The sequence below is a fragment of the Rhabdaerophilum sp. SD176 genome (genome assembly GCF_030143245.1).
In the GTDB taxonomy this organism is placed as follows: Bacteria; Pseudomonadota; Alphaproteobacteria; order Rhizobiales; family Beijerinckiaceae; genus Rhabdaerophilum.
This window is the reverse complement of record NZ_JARJNS010000010.1, coordinates 30,064-46,862: the sequence shown is the minus strand read 5'-3', so window position 1 is coordinate 46,862 and position 16,799 is coordinate 30,064. Positions and strand designations below refer to the sequence as shown.

At 65.9% G+C, this 16,799-nt stretch carries 17 protein-coding genes and 1 riboswitch; of the genes, 11 read left to right on the top strand and 6 right to left on the bottom strand.

What is annotated here, in order from left to right:
- Positions 1 to 11: 11 nt before the first annotated feature.
- The 8 genes from P0652_RS17965 (at position 12) to P0652_RS17930 (ending at position 7,944) form a co-directional block, all read left to right on the top strand.
- Positions 12 to 818: an MBL fold metallo-hydrolase gene (locus P0652_RS17965; RefSeq protein WP_284180271.1), complete on the top strand. Its 807-nt coding sequence runs from the start codon at positions 12 to 14 to the stop codon at positions 816 to 818.
- A 142-nt stretch (positions 819 to 960) separates the two neighbouring features.
- Positions 961 to 2,007, top strand: a complete 1,047-nt coding sequence (locus P0652_RS17960; protein ID WP_284180270.1) for a TRAP transporter substrate-binding protein — start codon at positions 961 to 963, stop codon at positions 2,005 to 2,007.
- Entirely contained in the window at positions 2,004 to 2,528 is a 525-nt protein-coding gene (locus P0652_RS17955; RefSeq protein ID WP_284180269.1) for a TRAP transporter small permease, read from the top strand. The genes P0652_RS17960 and P0652_RS17955 overlap by 4 nt, the downstream gene beginning before the upstream one ends.
- 4 nt (positions 2,529 to 2,532) lie before the next feature.
- Complete coding sequence (locus P0652_RS17950) at positions 2,533 to 3,852, top strand: TRAP transporter large permease (RefSeq protein ID WP_284180268.1); 1,320 nt, start codon at positions 2,533 to 2,535, stop codon at positions 3,850 to 3,852.
- Positions 3,853 to 3,939: 87 nt separating this feature from the next.
- The gene (locus P0652_RS17945) at positions 3,940 to 4,254 is read left to right on the top strand and encodes a rhodanese-like domain-containing protein (RefSeq protein WP_284180267.1); all 315 of its coding nucleotides are present in this window, start codon (positions 3,940 to 3,942) and stop codon (positions 4,252 to 4,254) included.
- 93 nt (positions 4,255 to 4,347) lie between these two features.
- Positions 4,348 to 6,615, top strand: a complete 2,268-nt coding sequence (locus P0652_RS17940; RefSeq protein WP_284180266.1) for a xanthine dehydrogenase family protein molybdopterin-binding subunit — start codon at positions 4,348 to 4,350, stop codon at positions 6,613 to 6,615.
- Between the two features lie 165 nt (positions 6,616 to 6,780).
- Positions 6,781 to 7,209 carry a c-type cytochrome gene (locus P0652_RS17935; protein WP_284180265.1) on the top strand — a complete coding sequence of 143 codons (429 nt, stop codon included), beginning with the start codon at positions 6,781 to 6,783 and terminating at the stop codon, positions 7,207 to 7,209.
- A gap of 12 nt (positions 7,210 to 7,221) precedes the next feature.
- Positions 7,222 to 7,944, top strand: a complete 723-nt coding sequence (locus tag P0652_RS17930; protein WP_284180264.1) for a cytochrome b/b6 domain-containing protein — start codon at positions 7,222 to 7,224, stop codon at positions 7,942 to 7,944.
- Positions 7,945 to 7,981: 37 nt separating this feature from the next.
- Here P0652_RS17930 and P0652_RS17925 read toward each other — a convergent pair whose 3' ends face one another.
- The 5 genes from P0652_RS17925 to P0652_RS17905 form a co-directional block, all read right to left on the bottom strand.
- The gene (locus P0652_RS17925) at positions 7,982 to 8,593 is read right to left on the bottom strand and encodes a helix-turn-helix domain-containing protein (RefSeq protein ID WP_284180263.1); all 612 of its coding nucleotides are present in this window, start codon (positions 8,591 to 8,593) and stop codon (positions 7,982 to 7,984) included.
- 92 nt (positions 8,594 to 8,685) lie between these two features.
- Positions 8,686 to 9,759: a TRAP transporter substrate-binding protein gene (locus P0652_RS17920; protein ID WP_284180262.1), complete on the bottom strand. Its 1,074-nt coding sequence runs from the start codon at positions 9,757 to 9,759 to the stop codon at positions 8,686 to 8,688.
- Between the two features lie 10 nt (positions 9,760 to 9,769).
- Positions 9,770 to 10,567, bottom strand: coding sequence for a bifunctional hydroxymethylpyrimidine kinase/phosphomethylpyrimidine kinase (gene thiD / locus P0652_RS17915; protein ID WP_284180260.1), 798 nt, complete (start codon positions 10,565 to 10,567; stop codon positions 9,770 to 9,772).
- Positions 10,564 to 11,355: a hydroxyethylthiazole kinase gene (locus P0652_RS17910; RefSeq protein WP_284180259.1), complete on the bottom strand. Its 792-nt coding sequence runs from the start codon at positions 11,353 to 11,355 to the stop codon at positions 10,564 to 10,566. The genes thiD and P0652_RS17910 overlap by 4 nt, the downstream gene beginning before the upstream one ends.
- Positions 11,343 to 11,446: riboswitch (TPP riboswitch) on the bottom strand. Its footprint overlaps the gene before it by 13 nt.
- A gap of 40 nt (positions 11,447 to 11,486) precedes the next feature.
- Positions 11,487 to 12,500 (bottom strand): DMT family transporter, encoded by a 1,014-nt coding sequence (locus P0652_RS17905; RefSeq protein WP_284180258.1) that lies wholly within the window; start codon positions 12,498 to 12,500, stop codon positions 11,487 to 11,489.
- A 136-nt stretch (positions 12,501 to 12,636) separates the two neighbouring features.
- Here P0652_RS17905 and P0652_RS17900 point away from each other — a divergent pair, with 136 nt between their 5' ends.
- Both P0652_RS17900 and P0652_RS17895 read left to right on the top strand, forming a co-directional pair.
- Positions 12,637 to 13,488, top strand: a complete 852-nt coding sequence (locus P0652_RS17900) for a UDP-2,3-diacylglucosamine diphosphatase (RefSeq protein ID WP_284180313.1) — start codon at positions 12,637 to 12,639, stop codon at positions 13,486 to 13,488.
- Positions 13,485 to 14,579: a glycosyltransferase family 4 protein gene (locus P0652_RS17895; protein ID WP_284180256.1), complete on the top strand. Its 1,095-nt coding sequence runs from the start codon at positions 13,485 to 13,487 to the stop codon at positions 14,577 to 14,579. The genes P0652_RS17900 and P0652_RS17895 overlap by 4 nt, the downstream gene beginning before the upstream one ends.
- On the opposite strand, the gene P0652_RS17890 is transcribed toward P0652_RS17895, so the two are convergent.
- Positions 14,534 to 15,451, bottom strand: a complete 918-nt coding sequence (locus P0652_RS17890) for a hypothetical protein (protein WP_284180255.1) — start codon at positions 15,449 to 15,451, stop codon at positions 14,534 to 14,536. The two genes, P0652_RS17895 and P0652_RS17890, sit on opposite strands and share 46 nt — an antisense overlap.
- Positions 15,452 to 15,652: 201 nt before the next feature.
- Here P0652_RS17890 and P0652_RS17885 point away from each other — a divergent pair, with 201 nt between their 5' ends.
- On the top strand, positions 15,653 to 16,792 hold the full coding sequence (locus P0652_RS17885) for an MlaE family ABC transporter permease (protein ID WP_284180254.1): 1,140 nt from the start codon (positions 15,653 to 15,655) through the stop codon (positions 16,790 to 16,792).
- The last annotated feature ends 7 nt before the right edge of the window (positions 16,793 to 16,799 follow it).

The window sequence follows — 16,799 nt, the reverse complement described above, 5'->3', positions numbered from 1 at the left end:
AGGGGCATGACATGCATCTTGACGTCTGGGGGGCACGAGGATCGCACCCCGCCTCCGGTATGGCTTTCAGCCGGTTCGGCCATCATACGGCCTGCCTCTCGCTGCGTTCCGGCGATCACCTGCTGGTGCTCGATGCCGGAACCGGCGCCACCTCGCTGGCCCGCGCGCTGGAGGTGAACCCGCCGCGCGTGGTCGATATCCTGCTCAGCCATTTCCATCATGACCATGTGATGGGCTTGCCCTACCTGCTCATGAGCCTGCCGGCGGAGACCGATCTGCGCATCCATGCTGCCCCCGAGGGCGGCCTCGCGCTGGAAGCGCTGGTGGCGGCGATCCTCTCCCCGCCGTATTTTCCGGCCGGCATTGCCGGGGTGCTCGGGCGGGCAGCCTGCCGGCAGCATGCAGCCGGCGCAGCTTTCGACGCTGGCGCCCTCAACATCCGCACGCATCCTTTGGAACATCCCGGCGGGTCCACCGCCTTCCGGGTGGCGGACGGCGCGCGTTCCTTCGTCTATGCAACGGATCTCGAACAGCCGGAGGAGCCGGATTCCGCGTGGGTCGCCTTTGCGCGCGGTGCCAATCTGCTGGTGCATGACACGATGTTCACCGAATCAGAGCGGGAGGTCCGGCGCGGCTGGGGCCATGCCACGATCGAGGGGGCCCTGCAGCTTGCCGATGCGGCCGGCGTTTCCCGGCTGGTCGGCTTTCACCATAACCCTGTCCATGATGATGAACTGATGTCCCAGCGGGAGCAGGAGCTTGCGCGCCGACGCCCCGGATCGGGCCTCGCCCGGGAGGGTGAATCGCTCCCCGTCTGAGGCCGGCGCCGATTCCGGCCATGCGAACAAATGCCCGATCGGCGGTCGAAAGGGCTTGCCTAATGCGCGTGTTCCGGCTTCATTCCGGGGCAAGCGAGCGTGTCAGTCTCGCATGCAACCAATTCCGGGAGGGAGATTCGACATGATTGATCGTCGTCAGGCCATGCGCCTTGCGGCCCTGGGCGTTGCCGCCCCGGCCGTTCTTCGTGTCACGCGGGCCAATGCCGCCGAAGTAACGCTGAAGATGCATCACTTCCTGCCCCCGGTCTCGAACGGGCATGCCCGGTTCCTGAAGCCCTGGGCCGACAAGGTCGCCGCCGATTCGAACGGCCGCATCAAGATCGACATCTTCCCCTCGATGCAGCTCGGCGGTGCGCCGCCGCAGCTCTTCGACCAGGCGCGCGACGGCGTGGCTGACCTCGTCTGGACGCTGCCGGGCAACACGCCGGGCCGTTTCCCGGGGATCGAGACCTTCGAGCTGCCCTTCGTTCCGGCCAAGAATGCGCTGCCGAATTCGATCGCGCTGCAGAAATTCGCCGACCAGTATCTCAAGGACGAGTTCAAGGACGTCCATCCGATCTGCTTCTGGTCGCATGATCACGGGTTGATCCACACCAACAAGCCGGTCGCGAAGATGGAGGACCTGGCGGGGCTGAAAATCCGCTTCCCGACCCGTCTGGCCGGCGAGGCCCTCAAGGCGCTCGGCGCGACGGCTGTCGGCATGCCGATCCCGCAGGTTCCGGAAAGCCTCGCCCAGCGCGTCATCGACGGCTGCGTCGTGCCGTGGGAAGTGGTGCCGGCGATCAAGGTGCATGAGCTGGTCAAGAACCATCTCGAGATTCTCGGCTCGCCGACCTTCTATGTCGCGACCTTCGTGCTGGCGATGAACAAGCCCAAATACCAGGCCATGCCGGCTGATCTCCGCGCCGTGCTCGACAAGAATTCCGGCGAGTTCGCCGCGCGCATGGCCGGCAAGGTCTGGGATGATCAGGCCGTGGCGGTTTCGGACATGGTCCGCAAGCGTGGAAATTCGATTACCACGCTCTCCATCGAGGAGAATATCCGCTGGCGCAAGGCGGTCGAGCCGGTGCGCGAGGCCTGGCTGAAGGGCATGAAGGACAAGGGCCTCGATGGTGGCAAGCTGCTGGCAGCGGCCGAGTCCATGATCGCCGAAGCTGCCCGCGCATGAGTGTCGAAACGGAAGCGCCGGCTTCGGCCGGCGCGCCCGATTCGCGAATCGGGCGGATTGCGGCCCTTGTCGCCATGGCGGGGGGGCTGCTTTCCGTCGGTCTGGCGCTGATGGTCGTGACCAGCATCGCCCTGCGCTCGCGCTGGGTGGGTGGCGCGGGCGTGCCGGGGGATTTCGAACTCGCGCAGATGCTGACGGCGGTGTCGGTGTTCTGTTTCCTGCCCTTCTGCCAGGCGCGGAAAGGGCATGTCATCGTTGATGCGGCCTCGCAGAAATGGTCGCCCCGCTGGAAGGCGTGGGTCGATTCCCTCTGGGAAATCGTGGCCGGGCTGGTTCTGGGCCTCATGGCCTGGCAACTGGGCCAGGGGGCGCTCGGCATGGTGCAATCCGGCACGCGCTCGATGGTTCTGGGCTTGCCCCTGGCACCGGCGGTCTGGACTTGCACAGCGCTCTGCTTCTTTCTGGCGGGGCTGGCCTTGTGGCGCGGCCTGACCGGGCTTTTTTCTTCCAGCACACGGTGACAGCATGAGCGGCAACGCGATCGCCCTGCTCGGCTTTGCCGGGATGCTCCTCCTGATCGCGCTGCGCATGCCGGTTGGCCTCGCCATGCTGGTTGTGGGCGGGGCGGGCTATGCCTCGTTCGTGGGGATGCCGGTCTTCCTCAATTATCTGAAGACAACGCCCTATTACCTGTTCTCGAACTACACGCTGTCAGTCATCCCGCTTTTTGTGCTGATGGGCGCCTTCGCCGAGAAAACCGGCCTGTCCTCCGGCCTGTTCCGGGCGATGGCAGCACTTGTCGGCCACCGGCGCGGCGGCATGGGCATTGCGGTAATCGGCTCCTGCACGGCTTTCGGCGCGATCTGCGGTTCCTCGGTGGCGACCACAGCCACGTTTGGCCGGGCGGCCCTGCCGGAAATGATCCGCGACGGCTACGCGCCGGGCATCTCGGCCGGAACGGTCGCGGTGGGTGGCACGCTGGGCATCCTGATCCCGCCCTCGGTGATCCTCGTTGTCTATGCGATCTCGACCGAGCAGAACATCGTCAAGCTGTTCATGGCCGCGCTCATTCCCGGGCTGATGGCCGCCCTGTTCTATGTCCTGGTGATCCTGTGGCTCGCCCGCCGCAACCCGGAGGCGATGCCGGTCCATGCGCCGCTCCCCTGGCCGGAGCGGCTGAAGGCACTGGGGGGTGTCTGGTCCTCCATCATGATCGCGGTCGTGGTGGTCGGTGGCATTTACGGCGGCATTTTCACGCCCACCGAAGCGGCGGCGGTCGGTGCCGTGGCCGTGCTGGTGGACGGGCTCATCCGGCGGACGATGACGCTCGAGAAATTCGGGCTGTCGCTGCGCCAGTCTGCCGAGACCTGCGGCATGATCTTCATGATCCTGCTCGGGGCCGAAGTGTTCAACGGCTTCCTTGCGCTGACGCAGCTCCCGACCAATGCGGCCGAGACCATCACCTCCTGGGGCCTGCCGCCCTATCTCGTGCTGATCGCCCTGCTGGCCTTCTACATCGTGCTCGGCGCGGTGATGGATGAACTGGCGATGATCCTGCTGACCCTGCCGGTCTTCTTCCCGATCGTCACGGCCCTCGATTTCGGCATGATGAGCGACGAGGTCGCGATCTGGTTCGGCATTCTCGTGCTGATCGTGGTCGGCATCGGGCTGGTCGCGCCGCCGGTGGGGCTCAACGTCTTCGTCATTTCCGCGATTGCCCGCTCCATTCCGATCACGCAGATCTATCGTGGCGTGCTGCCCTTCGTGGCGGTTGATATTGTCCGGCTGATGCTCTGCGTCGCCTTCCCGTCGCTTTCGCTGTGGCTTGTCCGCCTTCTCAGCTGATCACCCTCCCGACCCGGTTGATCGGCATGGCGGGCTGTCGCATAACCAAGATGCAGCAGGCACAGATGTGGCCGGGAGGGCAGCTTCATGGTGGAAGACCTGACGCGCGACGAGATCAAGGCGGGCCTCGAAAGCGGTTCGATCCTGCTGGTCGATGTGCGCGAGCCGCATGAATTCGTGGCCGGGCATATTCCCGGCTCGGTGTCGCTGCCGCTGTCCCGCTTCTCGGTCGATGATCTGCCCCCTGCCGAAGGCAAGCGGGTGGTCTTGTCCTGCGCCGCCGGGATCCGCTCGATGCAGGCGGCCATGCTGGCCCATCAGCAGGGACGGGCCATCGACGCGCATTACCGCGGCGGCTTCAAGGACTGGTTTTTCGCCGGAGAGCCGGTCGAGCAGGGTTGAAAGCCCGGGCCAGCGGATTATCCTGAATGCAACCGGCGGGAATCCTCCCGCAGCAACGCTTCAGGCACAATCATGCGTCCAATGAAATTCGGAATGGGCCAGGCGCTCACGCGCGTGGAAGACCATCGCTTCCTCACGGGGCAGGGCCATTATGCGACCGATTACCGGGCGAAGGGCCAGCTGCACGGCTTCGTGCTGCGGGCGCCCTTCGCCAGCGCCACCTTCACGATGGGGGATCTCGCGGCGGCGCGGGCCATGCCGGGTGTCCGGCTGATCCTGACGCATGCCGAGGTGTCGCATCTCGGTGACCTGCCCTGCCAGGCGCCGATCAAGAATACCGACGGCTCCATGCCGCCGATGCCGTCCTATCCGGTCCTGCCGAAGGACCGGGTCCGGCATGTCGGGGAGGCCGTCGCCTTCATCGTGGCCGAGACGCTCGAACAGGCCAAGGACGCGGCCGAAGCCATCGAGATCCGCTGGAAGGAAGCGCCGGTCGTCTCGGATGTCGGAGCAGCCCGTCAGGCCGGGGCGCCGCTTGTCCATGCCGAGGCACCGGGCAACGTCGCCTTCGACCATGTGCTTGGCGATCAGGCGAAGACCGATGCGATCTTCGCCAAGGCGCCGCGCGTCATCGGGCTCGACATCGTCAACAGCCGGATCATCGCCAATTACATGGAGCCCCGCACCATCGTGGCGGAGCCGGCGAAAGGCGGGACCTGGCTGGTGACGCTTGGCAGCCAGGGCGTGCATGGCATCCGCAATACCCTCGCCAAGTTCATCTTCCGGATGGACCCGGCCACCCTGCGCGTGGTCACGCCGGATGTCGGCGGCGGGTTCGGCACCAAGAGTTTCATGTATCGCGAATATCCCCTCGCGCTGCATGCGGCGATGGTGCTGGACGCGCCGGTCGGATGGACCTCGGACCGTTCGGAGCATTTCTTCGCCTGCGCGCATGGGCGCGACAATCTCACCCGGGCCGAGATGGCGCTGGACGAGAAGGGCCGGTTCCTGGCCATGCGGGTGATGCTGGACGCCAATATGGGCGCTTATCTCTCGCAATTCGGGCCCTATATCCCCTGGATCGGCTCGACCATGCTGACCGGCGTCTATGATATCCCCGCAGGCTATACCCGCATCCGCGGGATCTACTCGAATTCGGTGCCCTTCGATGCCTATCGCGGCGCCGGCCGCCCGGAAGCCGCCTACACGATCGAGCGGCTTGTCGATTACATCGCCGACGAACTGGGCCTCGACCGGGTGAAGCTGCGCAAGCAGAATTTCATCAAGCCGAAACAGATGCCGTACAAGACCGCGACCGGGCGGGTCTATGATTCCGGGGATTTTGCCGGTCATTTGGAGGCTGCGCTCGACCAGGCGGACTGGAAGGGCTTCCCGGCCCGGCTCAAGGCCTCGAAGAAGGCGGGCAGGCTGCGCGGCATCGGCTTCGGCGTGTATATCGAGGCTTGCGGTGGCGGATCGCCCGAGCCGGCCTATCTGACGCTGGAGAAGGATGGCGGCGTGACCGTGAAAATCGGCACGCAGTCGAACGGTCAGGGGCATGAGACCGCCTATGCCCAGCTTGTGGCGCAGCATCTCGACCTGCCGCTGGAGCGGATCCGCGTGAAGCAGGGCGACACGAATGACACGCCCACCGGTTCGGGCACGGGCGGCTCGCGCTCCATCCCGGTCGGCGGGGCTGCGGTGGCGCGGGCGGCGGAGCTTCTGGCGGATGTCGTCACCACGCTGGCTGCCGAAGCGCTCGAGGCCGGAAAAGGGGATCTCGAGATTGCCGATGGCGCTGTCCGGATCGCCGGCACCGACCGTCAGCTGACCTATGCCGAGATTGCCGCCCTGCCGGCTGCGAGGGGCAAGCTCTCGACGCAGGCCGAGTTCCGGCCGCCGGAAGCCACCTATCCGAACGGCACGCATGTCTGCGAGGTCGAGATCGATCCGGAGACCGGGGAAACGCAGATCGTCAATTTCGTCATTGTCGATGATTTCGGCGTGACGTTGAACCCGATCCTGCTGGCCGGTCAGATCCATGGCGGCGCAGCGCAGGGAATCGGCCAAGCGATGATCGAGCGTTTCGTCCAGGACGAGAAGGGCCAGATCCTGACCGCCAGCTTCCTCGACTATGCCATGCCCCGGGCCACCGATATCCCGAACTTCCAGTTCGAGACGCGCAACGTGCCCTGCACGACAAACGCGATCGGCGTGAAGGGGGCCGGCGAGGCCGGGACGATCGGCGCGGCACCGGCGGTCATGAATGCGATCGTCGATGCGCTCCGGCGGGCCAGGGGCATCCGCCATATCGACATGCCGGCCAATGCACAGGCGATCTGGGCTGCCTTGCAGCGCTAGGAAAAGCAAAAATGCGCGGCTGCGCCGATCACGAGCCTGTGAAGCGCAGCCACCTTTGCATGAATGCAACAAATTAGACCTAGACAAAGTCGGGTCTGCCTCCAAGGTGAGGTGGATGCGGGCGTGGCGCCGTGCCTCGACCTCCACCAAAAGAAGGAATTTCCCATGCGTCGTGTCGTTGTTCTCGCTACCCTCCTTGCGGTTGGCGTTGGTGCCGCCTATGCGCAGTCAGCCGCGATCGGCCAGCGCAAGGACCAGTTCAAGGCCATGGGTGGCGCTGCCGGCCCGATCGGCAAGATGCTGCGCGGTGAAGACGCGTTCAACCTCGCGACTGTGCAGAACGGGCTGCGCACGATCCAGGCCAACGCGAAGACGTTGCCGGGTCTCTTCCCGGATGATTCGAAGACCGGCGACACCAAGGCCCTGCCGGCCATCTGGCAGAACAAGGCCAAGTTCACCGGGATCTTCACCAAGCTGGAAGCCGATGCCACGGCCGCCCTCGCGGCGATCAAGGACGAAGCCAGCATGAAGGCCGAGATGCCGAAGGTGCTCGGCAATTGCGGTGCATGCCATCAGGAATTCCGCGCCCGCTGAGGATCGCCAGCCATGTCGGGACTCGACCGCACCCATGCGGGTACGGTGCGGGTGTGGGACTGGCCCACCCGCGCCTTTCACTGGCTGTTTGTCAGCCTGATCGTGTCGGCGTGGCTCAGTTTCGAACTGGCGAACAAAATCGGTGATCCGACGCTGAAATGGCATCGCTGGAATGGCTATGCCATTCTGGTGCTGCTGGTCTTCCGGTTGATCTGGGGGGTGGTCGGTTCCTCGACCGCCCGCTGGGCCAGCTTCGTCCGGGGGCCGGGGGCGATGCTGCGCTACGGGCTCGGCATGATGCGTGGCGAGAAGGCGCGCTATCTCGGGCATAACCCGCTCGGGACGGCGATGATCCTCGTCCTGCTGGCAGCAGTGGCGACGCAGGCCATGCTCGGCCTGTTCTCGCTGGAGCATAACGAGATCACGGCCGGCCCGCTCAAGCGGCTGATCTCCGACGAGACCGCCAAGGTGATCACGGACCTGCATGTGCGGGGGTTCAACATGATCATCGGCTTCGCGGCCATCCATGTGCTGGCCAATGCCGGCTACGGCATGATGACAGGTGAACCGCTGATCCAGGCGATGGTGACAGGCCGGAAGCCGGCGGAACCCTATGTCGACGCTACGGAGATGGTGCCCGCGCCTTCGGTGACCTTGCGCGCGCTGGTCGTGCTGGCGATGTCGATCGGGATTGTCTTCGGCGGGATCACGCTGGCAGGCGGGCGGATTTTCTAGCGCATGGCGACGCCTGGTCCGACACAGGCGCCTGCGGTCAATCCATCACCGCAGCCTTGAGGATCACCACCATCGTGGCATGGCCGGGTTGATCGCCAATGCAGCGGATAATGTGCTGCCGGTCGCAGCGATAGCGCAGGGTTTCGCCGGCACGCGCCACTTCCGTCACACCGCCGACCTCGACCTCGAAAGCGCCGCTGATCACCGACAGGTTCTCCACCGAGCCGCGCTGATGGGCATCGGAATCCAGCACGGCGCCGGGTTCGGCCTGCACATCATACCATTGCAGCCATTCCACGGTTTTCAGCCAGCCGACAATGGCGAGGCGCATTTTGCCGTCATCGGAGACGAGGATCGGGGTATCGCCCTTGCTGGCCTTTTCGATAAAGGGCTCCTCCTCCGAGGAGACGAGGAAGCGTTCAATCGAGACATCCAGCGCCTGGCTGAGCCGCCAGATCGTTGCGAGGGTGGGGTTGGTCTCGTTCCGCTCGATCTGGCTGATGATCGACTTGGCCACGCCACTCTGCTCGGCCAGTTCCGAGAGCGAGAGATTGTAGGCCTTGCGCAGCCGCTGGATGGTCTTGCCCAGCTGCCCGGACAGCGCCACGGCGCCGGCATCCATCTCGCGCGGTTTGTCCTTGTCCTGCATGACCGATCTGAGGTTGTTTTGTCAGGCGAACGATCGTTCGTTGCGCCGAACTTCTTTTGCCCCAGCCTCGGGCCGCGCGCAAGATGCCGGGCTCAATCTCCCTGCATGGCCAGCGAGCCGGCCAACGTCACCCGGCGCCACGGCCGGGCGCGTGCGCGGGAGGCCTCCATCGAGGCGATGATCCGGCCCGAAAGCTCCGATTTTGCAGCGAGATCCTGCACGAGGTCGCGGGCATGCTGGCGCGCGGCGGCAAGGAGATCGGCCGGCAGCCGGCGGAGCTGGACCTGACGGTTCGTCACGAGCTCGAGCATCGCGCCGGCATTGTCGTTCTGGGCCTCGACAAGGCCGCGGGCATGGGCTTCCGCTGATGCCGCCTCCAGCATGGCGCGATGGGCCGGCGAGAGCTTTTCCCAGGCCGGGAGATGGATGATCGCCTCGGCCGCGCCATTCGGCTTGTTGAAGCCGGGGGCATAATAGAAGGGCGCCGGCTTGTAGAGCCCAAGCGGCAGGTCATTGACCGGGGCGAGGAATTCGACCGCGTCGATCACGCCCGAGGAGAGCGAGATCAGCAGGTCGCCCGGGGCGACAGTCAGCGCGGTGGCTCCCAGGCGCTGCCAGAGTTCGGCGCCGAGGCCCTGTGCGCGGATCTTCAGGCCGCGGAGATCGGCGGCCGAGCCGAGTTCACGCTTGAACCAGCCGGCCATGGAGGGGCCGGTATTGCCGGCAAGCAGCGGCTTGACCGCGAACAGGCGATAGAGCTCGTCCCACAAGGCCTGCCCGCCGCCGCGTTCCAGCCAGGCCTGATGCTCGATCGGATCGGGACCGAAGGGCAGGGTGGTGAAGGCATTGGCGGCGGGGTTCTTGCCCTGCCAGAAGAAGGCGGCGGAATGGCCCATTTCGACCGTCCCGTTTCCCACGGCATCCAGCACCTGCAAGGCGGGCACGATCTCGCCCGCGCCGAAGAGCTGGATCTCGAAGGTGCCGCCCGAGAGTTCGGCGACGCGCCGCGCGAGATAGGCGGCGGCGATGCCCGGCCCGGGCAGGTTCTTCGGCCAGGATGTGGCCATGCGCCAGCGGATGCGTTCCTGCGCATGGACGGCGGGGGCGGCGAGCAGGGCGGGGCTGGCGGCAACGCCGGCGAGAAGCGAGCGACGGGTGCGGGTCATGCCGGGCTCCTCACCAGAATGCGTGGAAATGATGGGTCGGGCCATGGCCCTGCCCGACATGGAGGCGATCCGCCGCAGCGATGGCGGCATGGACATAGGCCTTGGCGGTAGCGACGGCCTCCTCAAGGACATGCCCCTTGGCCAGTTCCGCTGCGATGGCCGAGGACAGGGTGCAGCCGGTTCCATGGCTGTTGCGCGAGGGGATGCGCGGGGCCGAGACATGCCGGAGGCCGCCGGGCGTGACGAGCACGTCGACCGCCTCCGCACCGGTCCCGTGGCCGCCCTTCATCAGCACGGCGCGCGGGCCGAGGGCGAGCAGGGCGCGGCCCTGCTCCTCCATTGCAGCGACAGTCTCCGCCATGGGCTGCCCGAGCAGCCGCGCCGCTTCATGCAAGTTCGGTGTCAGCAGGTCGGCGCGGGGCAGCAGCCGGGCGATCAGGGTGGCGATGGCAGCGTCTGTCAGCAGGGGATCGCCGCTGGCCGCGACCATGACAGGATCGATGACGACCGGGCCGGCAAACGTGCCGGCGAGGCTGTCGGCCACGGCCTCGATCGTCGCCGGAACCGAGAGCATGCCGATCTTCACGGCGTTGACGGGGATATCCTCGAGCACCGAGGTAATCTGCTGACGGACAAAATCCGGCGGGATATCAAGGATGCCCTGCACGCCGAGCGTGTTCTGCGCCGTCAGCGCGGTGATCACGCTGGCGCCGTAGACGCCGAGGGCGGAGAAGGTTTTCAGATCCGCCTGGATGCCGGCGCCGCCGCCTGAATCCGAGCCGGCAATGGTGAGGGCGATGGCCGTCATGGTGTGTCTCCTCCGGCAGGCGCGAGGCGTATTCTCCCGGTCATGTCCTCGGGGGTGAGGGCGGCGAGGCTGTCAATGAGATGGACGGCGAAGCTGCCGGGGCCGCTGGCAAGGCCGGCGGCCTGTTCAGCGGCGATGTTGAGCACCGACAGCCCGGTGGCAGCCGCAAGGACCGGATCAGCCTCGACAGCGAGGCAGGCAGCCAGGATCGCGCCCAGCAGGCATCCGGTGGCGGTGACGTCCTGGAGCAGGGGGTGGCCGTTGGCCAGCGCGAGGCGCTGCCCGCCAAGGCGGATCCGGTCGACCGGCCCCGTCACGACGAGGCAGGAGCCGGAGGGGAGATCCGCCGCAAAAGCCTCTGCCTCTGCCGGGTTCAGCTTCAGGATGGTCGGCGTTTCCGCCATCAGCGCCAGCGCCAGCGCCCGCCGGCGGGGTGAGCGGTCGGCAAAGGCGGGATCCAGCACGAAGGGCCGGCCCAGCCGGGCCGAGGCGGCAGCGGCGCGGGGCAGGGCGGCGAAACGCTCGCCGTCGAGCATCCCGAGATTGAGCAGAACGGCGGCACTGCTGGCGATGAAATCCTCGATCTCGTCCGGATGGGTCGTCAGCGTCGGGACGGCACCGATCGCCAGCAGGCCATTCGCCGTCAATGCCTGCGCGACCGGGTTCGTCAGCGCATGGATGCGCGGGCGCCGCTGGCGCAGCCGTGCGAGAACGGCGCCGCAGCGCGCGGCCCAAAGGGCGGGATCGGGAGCGGGAACGCCCGGTGCGGGCGCGGGGACCATCTGCATCGCTTTCCTCCGCCGGCATGACCCGGTTCAGGTTCGATGGGTTGGCGGGAAGCCTCTCAGCCCGGTCTTCCGGGCACCCCAAGCGTGTTCTTCGCTAGCTAATCCCTCATGCGAGGTTTGGCAACCGTTCCTCAGAGGGCGCGCTGGGCCGAGGCCTCGCTCTGGCGGGCGCGGTCGATGCCAAGCTGCCGCTCGCGCAGGATCACGTAGATGCCGGCGCCCGAAACGATGGCTGCGCCGATCAGGACCAGCGTGTCCGGCAGGTCCCCGAACAGGAAATAGCCCCAGAACAGCGCGAAGATCATGCCGGTATAGTCGAACGGAGCGACGACCGAGGCCGGCGCACGGCGATAGCTTTCCGTGAGGAAGATCTGGCCGAAGCCGCCCATCACGCCGGTCAGGACGAGGAACAGCGCCTGTTTCGCATCGGGGAGGACCCAGGCCCATTTCGGGTCGAAGGCCCCGCCCAGCACCGACATCATGCCGAAGGTCGTGGTCATCAGCGAGAAATAGGTGACGATGGCGGCGGTGCTTTCGGTTGCGGTCAGCCGGCGGACCTCGATCATCGCGAAGGCCGCACAGATGGCGCCGCAGAGCGAGAAGAAGGCCCCGCGCGCCTTGGCATCGCTGCCGGAAATCGACAGGGCATCGGCCGAGAGATGCGGCCACAGCATCACGATCACGCCGCAGAATCCGATCAGTACGGCCGTCCATCGATAGAGCCGGACAACCTCGCCCAGCAGCAAAGCGGCCAGCACCACGCTGAAAAGCGGCGCGGCGAAAGAGATTGCGGTGGCATCGGGCAGGGGCAGCGTCGTCAGCCCGGCAAAGCCGCAGAACATGCCGAGCGAGCCGACAAGGCCGCGCTTGATATGGCCGTAGCGGTTCGTCGTGGCGAAGGCCGTCGGCAGCTTGCCGACCATCGCCATCCAGACAAAGACCGGGATGAGCGCGAAGAAGGAGCGGCAGAACACCACCTGCCCGACGGGGAAGCCGCTGGCCGGCCCAGTGAGCGAGCCCACGATCTTCACCGAGGCGCCCATACAGGAAAAGGCGAGGGCGGAGGCAACCTTGAACAGGATCCCGACCAGCGGGCGCTGCGGGGGCAGGGGCGGCCCGGGCAAGGGGCGATCGGGAGGAAACATGTCTGGAAATCCGGCGTGAATCGGACCCTAGCCGGTTGTTGCGGCCGGGAAAACCCGAAACTCGCCACGCGCGCGGGAAAGTCCGTGAGCTTCCCGTCATCAATCTGTTATAGGCTTCTGAATACTGCGCGCCATGATGACCGAAGGTAACTCAGAACGCGAATTGATTCGCCCGCGGGACGAAGCCTCCACCTATCGGGTGCGGACCCTTTTCCTGTCCGATATCCATCTCGGCACCCGTGGCTGCCAGGCCGAGGCGCTGTTGGAGTTCCTCCGGGCCTATGATGCCGACACGATCTACCTCGTCGGTGACATCGTCGATGGTTGGCGTCTCAAGGCCCGCTGGCACTGGCCGCAGCCCCACAACGACCTCGTCCAGAAGCTGCTCCGCAAGGTGCGGAAAGGCGCCCGCATCATCTATCTGCCGGGCAATCATGATGAATTCCTGCGCGATTATTGCGGGACCAATTTCGGCGGGATCGAGATTCTTGACCGCGTCGTCCATGAAACGGCCGCCGGCCAGCGCCTGCTCGTGCTGCATGGTGACCAGTTCGACATGGTGGTGCGCCATGCGAAATGGCTCGCTTTCCTCGGGGATGGCGCCTACACGCTGGCGCTCGGCGTGAACACGTACCTCAATCTCGTCCGCCGCAAGCTCGGCTTCCCCTATTGGTCGCTTTCCGGCTGGGCCAAGGCGAAGGTGAAGAATGCCGTCAATTTCATCGGCCGGTTCGAGGAAGTGCTGGTCAATGAAGGCAAGCGCAGCCGCGTGGACGGGATCGTCTGCGGGCATATCCATTCCGCCGCGCTGCATGACAAGCTCGGCATCCGCTATGCGAATACCGGTGACTGGGTGGAGAGCTGCACGGCTTTGGTCGAACATTTTGACGGCGCACTGGAGCTGATCCGCTGGAACGAGCGCCGCGCGGCGTATCTTGCGACGCTGGCCACGCTTGAGCCCGAACTCAGCGTCCAGGCGGCCGAATGAGCGAAGCCGGGGAATTCTCCATCGATGGCCGCCCGCTCCGGGTTCTGGTGGCGACAGATGCCTGGCATCCGCAGGTCAACGGCGTGGTGCGCTCGCTCGATGCCGTCGCGCGGGAGGCACCGGCGCTCGGGGCCGAACTTCGTTTCCTGACACCGGAGGGTTATCGCGGTTTCCGCATGCCGACCTATCCGGAAATCCGGCTTTCGGTGGTTTCGCCGGGCGAGATTGCCCGGCGGATCGAGGCCGAGGCGCCGGATCACCTGCATATCGCCACGGAAGGGCCGATCGGCCTCCTTGCACGCCGCCATTGCCTGAAGCGGAACCTGCCTTTCACGACCTCGTATCACACCAAGTTTCCGGAATATGTCGCCGCGCGGCTGCCGGTCCCCGAAAAGCTCAGCTATGCGATGCTGCGGCATTTCCACAATGCTGCAGCCGGAATCATGGTCTCCACGGCAAGCCTCGAGGCTGACCTTGCCGGTCGGGGCTTCCAGCGACTGCTGCGCTGGTCCCGGGGGGTCGATACTACCCTGTTCCGACCGGACAGGCCGCGCGTGCTCGATCTGCCGCGGCCGATCGCGCTGTTCGTGGGGCGCGTCGCGGTCGAGAAGAACATCGAGGCCTTTCTTGCGCTGGATCTGCCGGGCTCAAAGGTCGTGATCGGCGATGGGCCGGCCCGGGCCAGCCTCGCGGCGCGCTTCCCCGATGTCCATTTTCTCGGGCTCCGCGAGGGCGAAGCTCTCGCCGATCTCTACGCCTCGGCCGATGTCTTCGTCTTTCCGAGCCTGACCGATACATTCGGGATTGTGCTGCTCGAGGCGTTGGCCTCTGGCCTGCCGGTTGCGGCCTTCCCCGTTACCGGGCCGCTCGATGTAATCGGCGGCAAGCCCGTCGGGGCCCTCGACACTGATCTCGGCGCGGCTGTACGGCAGGCGCTGGCCTGCTCGCGCGACGTGTGCCGCGAGCACGCGCTCCGCTACAGCTGGCGGGAAAGCGCGCGCGAATTCCTCGGCAATGTCCGGCGCTGCATGGCGCCGCCGAGCGTTTACCGGAAAGCGCGGATCCGCTCCTCGGTCGAGAGCGAGGCATAAGCGTCGCGCTCGAGTTCAGGGGCGGGCATCGGAGCGGCCGATGCGACCGGGGCCGGCAGCGATTCGGCCTCGATATCGAGCAGATGCGCGCCGACCATGGTCGGCTCTGTCGAGGCAGCGGGTTCGAAGAAGTCGAACGTATCGTCGATCTCGGCCTGGTTGGCATCGCTCATCCAGATATCGGAGGAGCGGACCGTCGGCGGCGGAGCGTCAAGCTCCTCGATCATTTTCTCGTCGGCCTGGAAATCCTCGGCAAGGCCGGTGGCCTCGAGGATCGACTTGAGCCGCTCGTCAAGGAAGCGCAAGGCATCCACGACCTTGCGGATCCGCTGGGCCGTCAGGTCCTGGAAACCGCAGGCGGTGTAGATTTCGGTGGCGCAGGAATCGAGCATGTCACAATCGGCGAGATCACCGCTCTGCTGCTCGCGTTTCGTCCAGGCATATTCCTGGATCCGCTCGGCGGCAGAGAGGATGCTGGACGTCGCCTTTTCCGTGGTTGCGACCACGGCGTCGAGTTCGTCGGAGGCCGAGCTGTACTGCGTGGCCGTCACGCCGTCATGGCGGATCTGCCGGATCTCGCGTTCGGCGCGGGCAATGGCGCGGGCCATTTCGATGATGTCGCCCTGCAGCCGCTCGTAGGGCAGGGGCTGGGCGGCATGGACAACCGGCGCCGGTGCCGGCAGCGCGGGCGTGTCGATGAGATGACGCTGCAGGCGCTCGATCGCGCCAAGGACCATGACCGTATCGGCCTGGCGGTTGCGCCGCGCATATTCCTGCAGGAACCAGCGGCCACGCGCCGTTTCCATGACAGCAGCCTCGATTTGCTCGTAGGCGTGCTCGTGATCCGGCGGCTGGACGATCATCGACGACATGCGCGCCCCCTCCGGGCAAGCAGATATCTGGTTTCCGGGCGTGATTCCCGCATGATCGCGAGCGTGCCCTGAAACAGTTAATGGGCGCTTAGCGTATGTTGTCCCGTGGCTGTGGCGTTGCCGTCCTTGCCGCTGCGGGAGGCGGATGTTAGCTCTCCGTTAACAAATGGCGCGCTCCTGCCTGCGCCGTCACGGGGTGCCATGGCCATACCGCATGCCCAGTTCGCGAAGGGGGAAGCCGGGGAAGGGATCATCCGGCTCGACGGCTCGTGGGACGCTGCGCATGGCGATGCACTGGAAAGGCTCGTCGCCGAAATGGGCGAAGCTGCCGCGCATCATGACGGAGCCCTTGTCGTGATCCTCGACCGGCTCGTGTCGCTCGACACGCTCGGGGCCTACCTCGTGTTCCGCCTATGCAGCCGGCTTGCCGAGGCGGGGCGGTCCGTCCGGCTCGAGGGTGCCACGGAAAGCCAGAAGATCCTCATCGAGGAAGTCTCCTTCGCCCCGCCGCCGGCCGCCGGAGATCGTCGTTCCCTCGCACCTGCCTATGACATGCTTTCGGATGTCGGCGAGGCGGTGGTGGATGCCGGACGGGATCTGTCGAACGGCGTCGCCTTTTTCGGCGCGGTTGTTGCCGCGTTCGGGCGCCTGCTGACCGGGCGGACACGGCTACGCATCGCTTCGGTCGTCACGCAGCTCGAGCGGGTCGGCCTGCGCTCGGTGCCGATCATCATGCTGATCTCGTTCCTTGTCGGGGCGATTATCGCCCAGCAATCGATCTTCCAGCTCAGAACCTTCGGCACCGTGCAGTTCGTGGCTGACCTGCTGGGTATTCTCGTGCTTCGCGAACTGGCGGTTCTGCTGACGGCGATCATGATTGCCGGGCGGTCCGGTTCGTCCTTCACCGCCGAGCTGGGGTCGATGAAGATGCGCGAGGAGGTCGATGCCCTCCAGACGATGGGGCTCGATCCGCTCGAGGTGCTGGTCGTGCCGCGGATTCTCGCGCTGATGATCGCCCTGCCGCTCCTGACCTTCCTCGCGGCCATGGCGGGCATTGCCGGCGGGGCCGTGGTCGCCTTCTTCTATGGGGGCGTCAGTTCGGATGTGTTCTTCTCGCGGCTGCAGAACGCTATCGGGCTCAACACCTTCATGGTCGGCATGATCAAGGCGCCCTTTATGGCGCTTGTCATCGGGCTTATCGCGTGCATCGAGGGCTTCGCCGTCCGCGGCAGCGCGGAATCGCTCGGCAGCCACACAACCGCTTCGGTGGTGAAGTCCATCTTCGTGGTGATTGTGGTGGACGGGATGTTCGCGATGTTCTTCGCAGCGATCAATTATTGAGGCGGGC